The organism is Bifidobacterium sp. ESL0820 (genome assembly GCF_052606235.1).
On the sequence record NZ_CP199594.1, the window covers coordinates 1,945,340 to 1,958,601 of the forward strand.

Genomic DNA, 13,262 nt, shown 5'->3' on the forward strand with positions numbered 1-13,262 from the left:
ATGGCGCCGAGGGGTTCTCCCCAGTGATGTATACGTACGTTTATTGCCAAGTTCAACCGGGCGATGACCGATGTACTGCATGTTCCGGCCGGCCCATGTGCTATGCTCTGTACCGAGCCAACGGCTTTGCGGGCGTAGCTCAATGGTAGAGCCTCAGTCTTCCAAACTGATTACGCGGGTTCGATTCCCGTCGCCCGCTCCACGATAATCGTTGGTATTCCGCCATTCTTGGCGGGTTTCCTAACCTCTTGAAGTGGGCAGGGTCGAGCCTGACTGAGTGAGATTTTCCCCAGTAATCGGCAATTTACGGGCTAAATGGGTACACGATAGGGTACACATCGAGGACTGTTGGATAGTGGCGGTTGCCAGGCGGGTCAACAGCGTTATGCCAGCGTTGTGACTCCTGCTACTGACGCAGCGAAATCTTCTTTATTCTTTGCTCTTCTTTGTCGCGCTCGTTCACGCAGGAACAGAACTATCAATGAGGAAACTGGGATGTTGTGGAGTCTTCGAGTCCTGACTGGGTGATTTGCTGCATTGGCCGATGAGGGGCATACTCGGGCCTATGGATGATGCCGGGTTTGGACAAGTGCTGGGGTTGGGACATGATCTGGTCGATCTGGAGAAGTTCGGCCGACAGTTGGCTATGCCAGGCACGCGCATGACAAGCTTATTCTCGCCAAGGGAGCGGCGGCAGGCCGAGCAGCGCGCCCTGCTCAAGCATGACGACACAACGGCGCACTTGGCGGTGCGCTGGGCTGGCAAAGAGTCGGTGCTCAAGGCCTGGTCTCAGGCGCTGGGGACTGAGCCATCACCCTATGGTTTGGATGATTTTCCTTGGAGCGGGGTAGAGATCCTGGACGACGGCCGGGGTCGGCCGAATGTCAACCTAGAGTCCTCCGTGGAAGCCAGGCTTTATGATTCCTTGCCTCTAACCGGTGGTCAGTTCGATCAAATGCAGTTGTGCTGGCACATCGCTCTCAGCCATGATGGGCCAGTAGCTTCGGCGGTTGTGCTTTTGTGCAGGTGCGTCTGAAATTAGACTAAGACGTGGGCGTTCGGTGAATTCGTAACTGGCTCGTTAACCTATCCAAAACAGCAAGTTTGGCAGACGCGATGATACTTTGATCTCATTGGAGTTGCTTCGGATACTCAAGGTCTCACACATGGTAGGTGGCGTGCAGCACATGCGGCGTTCTAAGGGTTGACCGTGGCTACCGTGTAGACTACATACAGCCTCTTCTTGAGGTGTGTTCCCCGCGTGGGTGGGGATGATCCCTTGTGTCATTAGGATTTTATGTGTTCCCTGAATAGTCAGGGCTAATAAAGTAACTTGTGACATTATGAAATTATAAATTTGGTAATTTCTAATTCTCTGTGCTATGCTTAAAAATTGTTACAACGAAGTTGTCCAATTAACAGGGTTGCTGAGTTGAGAACGGGGGAACAATGAACGGAGTGATACCAACAGACTTGGGTCTGGGCGCTAAAGCCATGTCCCTGTGGGGCAAAACAAATCTGCATGACGAGAATGATTGGCAGGGAGATTTCACGCATCTGAGTGATTCCGCTGCAGTGGCTGGGTATTTATGGCGCGACTGGGTGCCTAGGGGTACTCGAGAGATCATCATCCGCGATGTTGGTGATCCGGAGCTGGCTCGCAAAGTCTGCATGTTTATCACCGGTGTCCATGATATCGGCAAGGCAACCCCGGTTTTCCAAAGCAAGCCGCTGACGCATGCACTAGGGATGCAGAACCTTTCCTTGCAATGGAAGCCCAAGCAGGCTGGTCTGCGGTTCCCTGATGTTCCAATTACGGATACGAATTACCCTACGCATCCTATAGCGGGCCAACGGATTCTGGAGTCTTACCTGACTCAGGTACAGCATTGGAGCAAGCCAGTGGCCGAATCCTATGCTTGTATTGTTGGAGGGCATCATGGTCAGCCTCCTACCCGTCAGGCCCTGAGCAAGTCCGATATGGATGTGCGCATGGGTACCGCTCGCGGTTATGAGGACTGGACTAAAGCCCAGCGCGAATTAATTGAATTCGTGGCCCAACAGTGTGAACTCAATGACGATGACTTCGCTCGATTGAGTGGGAAGCGGCTGAACATATACGCCGAATCGGTGTTGGAGGGGCTGGTCATTATGGCCGACTGGATTGCCAGCAACAGCGACGACGATCTTTTTCCCTTGGTGCCGCTCAACCCACCGATTTATGACGAGCAGACCTGGAACCGAATGAATTCAGTACGTACACGAGCAGGTCTTAGGGCTCGACAGGAGCGCGGATGGCGTAACCTCGGCCTGTCTCCGAAGTGGCAGCCGATTCATGAGCGGCTCGGCATAGGGGAGCGCTTCGCCTCCAGGTTCGATCTGCCGACGGGCGCGAAGCCCCGGCCAGTCCAGGAGCAGGCTGTACGTCTAGCAGAAACGATCAAGGACCCGGGCATTATGGTCATTGAAGCGCCCATGGGCGAAGGCAAGACCGAAGCAGCCCTGGCCTGTGCGGAAATTCTGGCTGAACGAACAGGCAGGGGAGGAGTCTGCGTGGCCCTGCCGACAATGGCTACTACCGATGCCATGTTCTCACGGTGCAAGAGCTGGATCGACAGATTGCCTCAGTCTGAAGGGCGTTCTGAGAAATCCACCTCACTCAGACATGGCAAAGCTGCTCTCAACAAAGAATTCATGTCAATGACGGCTTCAGCTAAGGGTTCCGCTACATCATCAGTCTTTGATGAGGATGCCCCTCAAGGCTCTGGTGCGCAAAAGGCCGTCTATCCCGAGGCAGTGGTGAATGACTGGCTGCGAGGCAGGAAGAAAGGGGTGTTGGCTAACTTCCTGATCTGCACTATTGATCAGGTGCTCATGGCCGCTTTGCAGATGAAGCACGTCAGTCTGCGGCAGCTGGCTCTAGCCAACAAAGTTGTCATCATCGACGAATGCCACGCTTACGACACCTACATGCGTGAATACCTCAAACGGACCTTGGAATGGCTGGGAGGATTCCACAACCCAGTCATTCTTCTGTCGGCAACCCTGCCTGCATCGCTGCGACGTGAGCTGGTTGATGCTTATATTAAAGGGTATGCCTCGGTGCTCGACGGATCGAGTAACCATGCGGAGCAGTCCCCCGAAGTTGCACCACGTCGTTTTGCAAGCATGGAGGCGTTTACTGATTGTTACTCCAGACCGCACATCGATAAGGCTTCTTCCCTTTTACAGCCAGGCGACAAGCAGCCCTCTAATGAGGAGAAGGACTCTGACGGCCTGCATGCTTATCCGCTGATTACTTACACGTCTGGAACGACCTGCCAGACTAGCTCGGTGCAGCCTTCGGGTCGTGCGGTAGACATCGAATGTCATGTCATCGACGACGATCTTGAGCATCTGTCAGATTTGCTGCAAGAGCGTCTGGCTGTAGGTGGCTGCGCCGCTGTGATCTGCGACACCGTAGATCGGGCCCAGCAGACTGCTGCAGCTTTGACCCATGTATTTGGCCCGGACCAGGTCAGACTCACGCATTCACGTTTCATCGACCGGGATCGTATGGACAACGAACGAGAACTCCGAGAGCGCCTTGGTCCGGATGCAACCCTAGCCAATGGAAGACGTCCTAGCCGATTGATTGTCGTGGGCACACAGGTTCTGGAGCAATCCCTGGACATCGATTTTGACCTTATGGTCACCGATATAGCCCCGGTGGATCTGTTGCTACAGCGCATGGGTCGTTTGCATCGCCATCGCCGTGGACAAGGTGAGCGTGACCGTCCAGCTGGTCTGCGGAAGGCCTTTTGCTATCTGCGGGGCATAGCCTCTTGGAACGCGGATGGCCCGGAATTTCCTGACTATGTAGACAGGGTCTATCCACCGGCATCCCTGCTTGAAGCCCTTGCTGTGCTTGGACTGCAGGGGGACAGCGCCCACCGCTTGCTGCAGCTTCCTGATGATATCGCTCCGCTGGTTCGCACAGCTTATGATTCTGATGCAGTTGCACAGCTGATACCCAAAGCTTGGCAAGAACGGTATCGGCTGGATGCACATAAGCGTGCCGAAAAGGATGCGGAAGAGATTGACAAGGCCCAAGTCTATTTGATGAAAGATTCGGCCCATCTACTGCAGCAGTCTCACACCTTGGTGGACCTATTTACAAACACTGTGGACGCCAGGTCGGAAGCCAAAGCCAGACAGGCTGTCAGAGACACTCATGATTCAGTGGAGGTGGTGCTTCTGCGTCGGTGCGGTGATGAGTATGCGCTTCTGCCATGGATCGGAAGCGATACAGTACCTTGCGGGGCTCCTGTGCCCACAAAAACCGAACCTGAGAACCGGCTGGCGCAAGTGGTATTGCGTTGCTCGGTAAATCTGCCGGATCGCATCTGTCGTGACATTGATGCTCTGATCAATGAACTAGAGCTCCGAGCCAGTGACTGTGTTGATGCATGGCATCAATCGCCTTGGCTGGATGGCTGCTTGCCTCTGGTCTTGGATCAGGAGAAATTCAATTCGGATCGTCGGAGATTTGTCACCACTGTGCATGGTTACCTTATCGGATACACCCATGAGGATGGGCTGACGTGTGCGAAAGCCGACGAGGACGGAAAGAGCTGAACTTTGCAGTGCCGCGCTAGTTGCCGGCATTTCCACGTATAAGCAACCGAACAAGCAGAAAGGACAATGATAATGAATGATATTGGAGCGACCGGCGGAGGTCGGCCGTCGTTCAATCTCTTGGAGCAGCCTTGGATCAGGGTTACCTACTTGGAAGGACGCGTGGGCCTGGTCTCCCTGCGTGACCTTTTGGTTGAGGCCCATCGAATCCGTGAGATTTCCAGTGACATGCCTCAGCAAACCTTACCTCTCCTGAGGACGGTCGAAGCCGTGCTCTACCAGGCATATGCCCAGCGGTATCAACCCTTGATCGGGGATGATAATCCGACGGCCTTGCTGCAACTGTGGTGGACGCTTTGGCAGACTGGGCAGTTCGACCCTCAAGTTATCGACGACTACTTTGAGCGCTATCACGACAGATTCGATTTGTTTGACTCTAAGCATCCCTTTTATCAAACGCCGGGATTGACCTACACGTCCGATGATAAAGAGTATGACAGCATTGGCGAACTTCAGGCCGACGTGCCAAAGCCCAAGAAGTTTCTCTTCACCATGCGCGCCAAGAACGACCTGGACTCGCTTACCTTGCCTGAGGCAGCCCGATGGCTGGTCTTTCTTCAGGCCTATGACCCTGCAGGAATCAAATCGCCGGTGGACGGAGAGACCCATGTGCGGAACAATAAGGTTTATCCGCCCAAGTCCAAGGTGGGAACCGGCTGGTTGGGTGCTCTGGGCAACGTTTATTTGGAACAGGACAACTTGTTCTCCACCCTGATGCTCAACTGGTGCTTGATCAATCCTCGAGGCCGTGGGGATGATGATATCTGGTTCGGCAAGCCTGGTGATTTGGCGCCCTGGGAGCGTGAGCCGGCCGGTCCTGACATGAATCCTGACTATCAGCCTACGGGCATTGTGGATATGCTCACTCTACAATCACGCAGGGTGAGGCTGGTGCCCGATAGTTCGGGTTCCCGTGTGGTCGGTATCATCGTCTGCTACGGCGATGTCATCAGCGCTGACAACATGGACGCTTATGAACCCATGACGGCATGGCGTTACGGCAGCGAGAACCTACGAAAGAAACTGGGACTGCCGACGGCTCCTCGCATGCCAGTCACATTCACTTCCGACAAGGCCATCTGGCGGCAGCTGCAGCCTTTGATCAGTGCGGGAAGCAACGGTGCAGGTCAGACTGACGACACCCGTCCTGGTGTTATTCGGTGGGTTGAGACTCTACTGAATTGGAATCAGGATGAAGCCGGGTTCGGAAAAGTGATGCAGATGGCTCGCATTCATACCCAGAGCATGATCTATGGTCCGCAGAACAGCTTCTTTTCGGATGCTATTGATGATTCGCTCGACGCAAACCTTCAACTGCTTCATTTGGATGCCGCTGCCGTGGATGTGGTGGTTCAGGTTGTTGAGCGTACTGAGGATTCCGTCAAGGCATTGGACTCCATGGTTGCCCAATTAAACCAATCCGCAGGCGATAAAGCGCAGAAGGACCGCTTCTATGCTGCAGTAGCCCGCGTCAAGGAACGTGCATATGCTTCCCTGGATCAGCTGTTCAGACAACGGATTGCGGAGTTCGGTCCTTCAGAAGATATCGAACGTTACCGGAATGACTGGTTCCAGGCCATTCATCGGGATCTGATCGGCATAGCTGGCGAGTACCGCGATCAGTCTCCGGCGCCGTCTTTCCTGCCCAAGGCCAATGGCGCTCGATCTGCTGAGCCAATCTTCGATAGATTCCTAAGCCAATTGAATAAATATCTAGGTCCACTTCCCTCGCGTGAGGGCGAGACCGTGAATGAAAAGGAGGTTCAATGATGACTGCAGACACCATGGTAAACAATCATGTCTTGTCAGTCGACGACCGCAAACAGGCCGTCGGGCGGTATGCCAACTACCGGATCGGAAAACTGCAGTACGCCTATACGGTTCAGGCCAGCAGCGTGGCCAAGGCTCATCTGTCCCTGCTGCGCCGAGGCATTGACGACGGCAGAGTGCGATGGATGAATGTCGGGTTTGATCTATATGAGGATTGGCCACAGGATACCCTGGGAAACCCAGCCCTCGACAACGACTCCAATATTGTCACTGAAACGCGGGCAATTGCCACTGCCCTGCAGATGTATGCCCTTCATCAGCAATCGAAATCTCAGGGTATGGCCTGGATGCCTGATCATAAGGGCACAGGGAATGGCGCCGAGGCTAAGCAGCGGGCGCGATCCGAACGCTTCCGCTACAGTCTCGGCCACGCATGCCGCATGATTGACACCGACCAGGACGGTTCCAAGGCCACCCCGGTTCTTCGAAGACTACAAATCATGGAGGATGCTCCTGATTTCGACGGCATCCGGCATCAGCTGTATTCGCTGATAAGGATGATGCGGGATCAGGATGTGCAGTTGGACTATCAGGCTTTCGCCCAGGATCTTTATCTTCTGCAGCTGCCTGGTCGGAGGGCCTCTGTCTTTCACCGTTGGGCTCGGCAGTATTACGCCGTGCGCAAGGCCACGGAGGCAAAAGAGGGCGAGGAAGGCCAATAAAACTGCTGAGGTGCAACAGAAGATTCGATGATGACAAATCTTTTCAAATGATTCGTCATTTGGCAAATACAACGATACAAGAACATCGATTTTTCACAAACGAATATTAAGGAGAATATGCCATGTTTATGGATATTTATGCAGTTCAGAACGTACCGCCGAGCAACATCAATCGTGACGAGACGGGCAATCCCAAGACCGCTCAGTATGGCGGTGTCTTGCGCTCGCGAGTCTCCAGCCAGGCCTGGAAGCGGGCCATGCGCGAGACTTTCAAGTCTTTGCTGGACAAGAAACAGCTGGGGGTGCGGACAAAGAATGCAGTCGAGCTGATCGTGAAGGCCATGGTTAATCAACGGCCTGAATCGGCGGACCGAGCTGAAAGCTACGCTTCCATGGTCTTGCAGGCCACCGGCGTTAAGGTCGTCGCTTCAACTCGTGCAGGAGCAGCCAGTGGCAAGCCGGTCACTCAATATCTGATCTTCATCGGCAACACCGAAATCGGCAAGCTGGCTACTATAGCACTGGAATGGATGGATCAGGGAAAGGACCTGGCCAAGGCTCCGGATTCGGCTATGAAGAAGGAGGTGTCAGCGGTCTTCCACGGTGAGCAGGCCGTCGACATAGCCCTGTTCGGCCGTATGCTCGCTGATGCCCCTGACCTGAATACGGATGCCAGCGCTCAGGTGGCTCACGCTATCTCCGTGGATGCCATCAAGCCTGAGTACGACTATTTCACCGCCGCTGATGACTGCACGGAAGCGGACAACGCTGGTGCCGCTATGATTGACTCCGTCGGCTTCAACTCATCTACACTGTATCGCTACGCGACCGTGAACCTGGATGCCCTGCAGGAGCAGATCAGCAATGCGGAGGCTACTGCGAGAGTGGCTTCGGTCTTCGTAGAGGCTTTCATTCGATCCATGCCAACCGGCAAACAGAATTCCTACGCCAACAGGACTCTGCCCGAGACCTGCATTGTGGCCTTCCGTGACAGCCAGCCTATCAATGTTGTGGAAGCCTTCGAACGTCCAGTCGCGGCCGAGCATGACCAGCCGATCTCGCAAGTCGCTGGCCGCAGGCTGGTTGAGGAACTGCACAGGATTCAGGATGCCTATGATGAGCAGCCTGTGCGTGCTTGGGCGATCAGCACGGATTTGTCGGCGCAGGACTTAGCGCCGGTGGCTGAGTCCGTTGGTCTCAAGGATTTGACCAGCAAGGTGGATGCTGAGACTATGCGCGTGCTGGGTCAGCAGGAGTAACCATGAGCATACTGCTGTTGCGATTGTCGGGGCCTTTGCAGTCCTGGGGGAGCTCCTCGCGTTTTACGATTCGAACTACGCAACGGGAGCCTACCAAGAGCGCGGTGATTGGTCTGCTTGCTTCGGCGCAAGGGCGCCAACGCGGTGACGACATTGAGGATCTGCTGCATCTCAGCTTCGGTGTCCGCATCGATCAACCGGGCATCTTGGTCAATGACATGCAAACAGAGCATGGTGCCAATGTCAAAGCCATGCCACTGACCACACGGTACTACCTATCCGATGCAAAATTCCTGGTGGCTTTAGGTGCTGATTCTGCGCTTCTGGAAGGTCTGGATCAGGCTCTGCGTCATCCCCGGTGGCCATTATATTTGGGTCGCCGGGCTTGCCCGCCGGATTACCCGGTCACGCTTGGGTTGGTCCAGGAGGACTGTGTGGATCAGGCTCTGCGCACCCATCCCTGGATGGCTGCTTCTTGGTACAAGAGGCGCCATCAGGGCTGTCGACTGGAGGTGGTCTGTGATGCGGACTGCGCCAAGGACGAAGACAACGGGATTGTCTCTTCTCAGGCAGATGTTCCACTGAGCTTCGGTGCGGCCCGCAGTTATGCGGTCAGGACGGTTAGCCGATACAGAATCCCCAACCCGGATGGTCCCGGTCCTGACGAGCAGCGGACTAAAGCCGTTCCGGATCATGATCCCATGTCGTTCTTCTAGGAGGCAAGCATGTATATATCCAGAATGCCGCTGAATACTGCGCGGTATGCGGCCAAGCAACTGATTGCCTCGCCTTACCGGCTTCATGCCGCCGTGGAGAAGTCCTTCCCCCCGGGTGCTGTACGCAGTGGCGATGGAGGACGCATCCTGTGGCGATTGGATTTCTCCCGTGACGGAGATTCGACCTGGCTCTATGTGGTGAGTCCCGAGCGTCCTGACTTCACCCATATCGTTGAGCAGGCTGGTTGGCCGACCCATGCTGAGTGGGAGGTGAAGGACTACGAGCCCTTGATCACGCATATAGCCAAGGGACAGGAGTGGGCCTTCAGGCTCCGGGCCAATCCTGCCAGACAGGTCTATGTCGACAAGGGGCGGCGGTTCAATCATGCAGTAGTCGGCAAGGTGATGGGTCATGTCACTGCGGATTATCAGCTGTCTTGGCTGGAGAAGCACAGTGAACGCAACGGATTTGTCCTCCTGAGCAGCTCGGATGAGAGCCATGGGCCGTCCTGCCTTGTTTCCCAGCGCCGCAAGGAGCAGTTCGACCATGGAGGCAGCAAAGTCACCTTGGTTACAGCCCAGTTTGATGGACAGCTCCGTGTTACCGATGCGCAAGCATTTCAACGTTGCCTAAGGCAGGGCATCGGCAGGGCCAAGAGCTTCGGCTGCGGGTTGTTGACGGTGGCTCCGATCCGATGAGTAGGGGCCAATCTATGGGGTCTGCCGGGAGAACCGAGATTCCCGGCAGTCCCCCTCCTGAATTGGGTGATCTGGTGCGGGCCGAGGATAGGCTTTCCTTCGCTTATTTCGAGCACTGCGTTATCACCCGCGAGGACAATGCCATAGCGGTCACCAGAGATACCGGGACTATACGGCTGCCTGCCGCCAATCTAGGTGTGCTCATGCTGGGTCCCGGCACCACCGTCAGTCATCAGGCCATGGTGGTTATCGGTGACAACGGTGCCAGCGTGGTATGGGTGGGGGAGCGCGGTGTAAGGATGTACGCGTTCGGCCGTCCTCTGACGCATTCGGCTGCCCTTTTGCAAAGGCAGGCGGCTCTAGTCTCCAACACCCGCAAGCGGTTGGCAGTGGCGAGGGCCATGTACCAGATGCGCTTTCTCAACGAGGATGTCAGCTCTTGTACCATGCAGCAGCTGCGCGGACGTGAAGGCGCCCGAATTCGGCAGGTCTACCGTCACTGGTCGGAATTGACCGGCGTAGCTTGGGATAAGCGAACCTATGATCATGAGGATTTCGATGCCGGCAACGAGATCAACAAGGCCCTGTCGGCTGCTCATACCTGCTTGTACGGTATCGCTCACTCGGTGATCGTAGCGCTTGGATGTTCGCCAGGTTTGGGTTTCGTCCATGTAGGCCATGAGCGTTCCTTTGTCTATGACGTGGCAGATCTGTACAAGGCCGAGATATCGATTCCTGTAGCCTTTAAAACCGCTGCAAAGCAACCCGACGACATCGGTTCGGCCACCCGGCACGCCATGCGTGATGCTGTCTATGATCTCTCGCTCATGCGACGGATGGCTCGCGATATTCCACGGCTGCTTGGGGCACCTGTTTCTTCCTCTTCTGATGAAGATGGTGGGACCTTGGAGCTCTGGGATGAGAAGGTCGGCGGTGTCCCGGCTGGGAGATCCTATGCAGATGAAGAGGAGGAGATGAGCTGATGGTGGTCGTCGTTTTGACGGCATGCCCGGTGGGTCTGCGCGGGGATTTGACCCGATGGCTCCTGGAGATAGCCTCTGGAGTTTTCGTTGGCCACGTCACCGCTAGAGTCCGGGACCGGCTTTGGGAACGCATCACAGGGCAAATCCGAACCGGCAAGGCCATTATGGTCTATTCCGCCCGCAATGAGCAGCATCTGGCATTCAAGGTGCATCGCTCGGATTGGAACCCAGTTGACTGTGAAGGATTGGCTCTTATGGAGAAGCCTGCTGATGGTGGCGATGGCAGATCTGCAGGTGGTGGAAACCGATACCGTCGGACTGGTTGGAGCAATGCCAGCAAGTACAGACGTGCGGCAAGGTTTCGTCGCTCGCGTTCCAGCTGAGCGCAACCGGATCTGTGTACCTTTCAGATGAGCTTTACCGATGAGTGCTGAGCACTGATTACTGGGTGAATGCATGGCTAAGGAGCTCTGTGTAGATGGTCTGAATTGCAGCGGCTGAGACGGAAATAGAGAGGGTTCGAAATGCAAACTCATTAAAAATTAGAGATCTTGTCTATTATATTGTTGGGATTGCAAGGATTTCTAAGTGTGCTCCCCGCATCCGCGGGGATGATCCCAGATGGAAAACGTCAGAGAGGACTACGAGCAGGTGCTCCCCGCATCCGCGGGGATGATCCGGCCTACGAGCTTACCGGAAACGGCGACGGCCCGTGCTCCCCGCATCCGCGGGGATGATCCCCAGCCTTTTGCAGGCGCACATTTCGCCACCTTGTGCTCCCCGCATCCGCGGGGATGATCCTCAATCGGATTGTCTTGAGTCTGATAACGCTGCGTGCTCCCCGCATCCGCGGGGATGATCCCCGATGACGCTGAGGATATTGACAGCATGGTGCGTGCTCCCCGCATCCGCGGGGATGATCCCCATCGGCGTTGTGGAACAACAGACTATATGGAGTGCTCCCCGCATCCGCGGGGATGATCCTGCATGGTCCCGAAATCCATGAACTGCCCGAAAGTGCTCCCCGCATCCGCGGGGATGATCCTTCACGACGAGGTATGGGAGCCATATAAAGCGAGTGCTCCCCGCATCCGCGGGGATGATCCTCCGGCCTTCGACCCGGCCTGGGGTGATTTGGAGTGCTCCCCGCATCCGCGGGGATGATCCTCACTTGACACCCATAGGCCAGGCTCCATATCCGTGCTCCCCGCATCCGCGGGGATGATCCCGGAGAACTAAAATGAATACAAAACACAAAGCAGTGCTCCCCGCATCCGCGGGGATGATCCCGCCCAGGCATATGACAAACACGGCAACCCAGCGTGCTCCCCGCATCCGCGGGGATGATCCCAAGTCCACCTATGTCGACAGGTTCGACGTGGTGTGCTCCCCGCATCCGCGGGGATGATCCTTCCCTTGTTGGGATTCCAACGATTCATCTCCAGTGCTCCCCGCATCCGCGGGGATGATCCCGGGACGGGCACCAAGATCTACGAGGAGATCAAGTGCTCCCCGCATCCGCGGGGATGATCCTTGTAAAGACTTTAGATTTGCGGATTATCCTTGGTGCTCCCCGCATCCGTGGGGATGATCCTCGAACAGCAGCGCCTCCAAGACCCAGTCAGCCGTGCTCCCCGCATCCGCGGGGATGATCCCCATCCTTGGCATCACGGTCCGCAAAGACGATCAGTGCTCCCCGCATCCGCGGGGATGATCCACCCCGAGACCACGCGGAAGGCCCTGAACGGTGGTGCTCCCCGCATCCGCGGGGATGATCCTCGATGGGCAGGCTGCCGCCTTGCTTGGCACCGGTGCTCCCCGCATCCGCGGGGATGATCCTGCTCCAGAAGCAGAAACGGTACCTGCGTCCCTGTGCTCCCCGCATCCGCGGGGATGATCCCGGGTTCACGCCGATGGCCTCCCTATGAACCAGGTGCTCCCCGCATCCGCGGGGATGATCCCGCACCCGCACATGCGACCCGTCCTCCGTCAAGGTGCTCCCCGCATCCGCGGGGATGATCCTATGGCTGACTGGGCAAGAACCGTAGGCGCGCTGTGCTCCCCGCATCCGCGGGGATGATCCCAGCAAATACCCGCAGGGCGCATTGGACCCGGAGTGCTCCCCGCATCCGCGGGGATGATCCTGTGGATCCGGAGACCGCCGAATACCTGGTGCCGTGCTCCCCGCATCCGCGGGGATGATCCCCGAATGAACAAGCGAAACTCACTGTATCTTTCGTGCTCCCCGCATCCGCGGGGATGATCCTACGGTGAGATGGAAAGCCTGAACAGGCTGTTCGTGCTCCCCGCATCCGCGGGGATGATCCCTACTACGACATGCACCACCACGCCATCCAAGGGTGCTCCTCGCATCCGCGGGGATGATCCCGGGGGGTCATCGTAGACAAGACCACGACGCTGTGCTCCCCGCATCCG

Annotated in this window: 9 protein-coding genes, 1 tRNA gene and 1 CRISPR repeat array (1 of these 11 cut by a window edge); all 10 genes read left to right on the forward strand. The window is 56.3% G+C overall.

Going from position 1 to position 13,262, the window contains the following annotated elements; all coding sequences use genetic code 11:
- Nucleotides 1-128 precede the first annotated feature (128 nt).
- The 10 genes from ACUIAH_RS07695 to cas2e all read left to right on the forward strand — a co-directional run bounded on the left by ACUIAH_RS07695 (nucleotide 129) and on the right by cas2e (nucleotide 11,209).
- Nucleotides 129-202, forward strand: a tRNA-Gly gene (locus ACUIAH_RS07695).
- A 363-nt stretch (nucleotides 203-565) separates the two neighbouring features.
- Nucleotides 566-1,036 carry a holo-ACP synthase gene (locus tag ACUIAH_RS07700; RefSeq protein WP_445340889.1) on the forward strand — a complete coding sequence of 157 codons (471 nt, stop codon included), beginning with the start codon at nucleotides 566-568 and terminating at the stop codon, nucleotides 1,034-1,036.
- A 413-nt stretch (nucleotides 1,037-1,449) separates the two neighbouring features.
- Nucleotides 1,450-4,617 carry a CRISPR-associated endonuclease Cas3'' gene (locus ACUIAH_RS07705; protein ID WP_445340890.1) on the forward strand — a complete coding sequence of 1,056 codons (3,168 nt, stop codon included), beginning with the start codon at nucleotides 1,450-1,452 and terminating at the stop codon, nucleotides 4,615-4,617.
- Nucleotides 4,618-4,779: 162 nt separating this feature from the next.
- Nucleotides 4,780-6,447: a type I-E CRISPR-associated protein Cse1/CasA gene (gene casA, locus ACUIAH_RS07710; RefSeq protein ID WP_445340891.1), complete on the forward strand. Its 1,668-nt coding sequence runs from the start codon at nucleotides 4,780-4,782 to the stop codon at nucleotides 6,445-6,447.
- Entirely contained in the window at nucleotides 6,444-7,169 is a 726-nt protein-coding gene (gene casB / locus ACUIAH_RS07715) for a type I-E CRISPR-associated protein Cse2/CasB (protein ID WP_445340892.1), read from the forward strand. Before casA ends, casB begins: the two co-directional genes overlap by 4 nt.
- Nucleotides 7,170-7,291: 122 nt before the next feature.
- Complete coding sequence (cas7e, locus tag ACUIAH_RS07720; protein WP_445340893.1) at nucleotides 7,292-8,428, forward strand: type I-E CRISPR-associated protein Cas7/Cse4/CasC; 1,137 nt, start codon at nucleotides 7,292-7,294, stop codon at nucleotides 8,426-8,428.
- 2 nt (nucleotides 8,429-8,430) lie between these two features.
- A complete protein-coding gene (cas5e, locus tag ACUIAH_RS07725; protein ID WP_445340894.1) occupies nucleotides 8,431-9,144 on the forward strand; it encodes a type I-E CRISPR-associated protein Cas5/CasD in 714 nt (237 codons plus the stop codon).
- A 9-nt stretch (nucleotides 9,145-9,153) separates the two neighbouring features.
- A complete protein-coding gene (gene cas6e, locus ACUIAH_RS07730; RefSeq protein WP_445340895.1) occupies nucleotides 9,154-9,843 on the forward strand; it encodes a type I-E CRISPR-associated protein Cas6/Cse3/CasE in 690 nt (229 codons plus the stop codon).
- Nucleotides 9,844-9,857: 14 nt separating this feature from the next.
- Nucleotides 9,858-10,826, forward strand: coding sequence for a type I-E CRISPR-associated endonuclease Cas1e (gene cas1e, locus ACUIAH_RS07735; protein WP_445340896.1), 969 nt, complete (start codon nucleotides 9,858-9,860; stop codon nucleotides 10,824-10,826).
- On the forward strand, nucleotides 10,826-11,209 hold the full coding sequence (gene cas2e / locus ACUIAH_RS07740; protein WP_313841418.1) for a type I-E CRISPR-associated endoribonuclease Cas2e: 384 nt from the start codon (nucleotides 10,826-10,828) through the stop codon (nucleotides 11,207-11,209). Before cas1e ends, cas2e begins: the two co-directional genes overlap by 1 nt.
- 207 nt (nucleotides 11,210-11,416) lie before the next feature.
- Nucleotides 11,417-13,262: direct repeats of the CRISPR family, unit length 28 nt; unit sequence GTGCTCCCCGCATCCGCGGGGATGATCC (it continues 1,357 nt past the right edge of the window).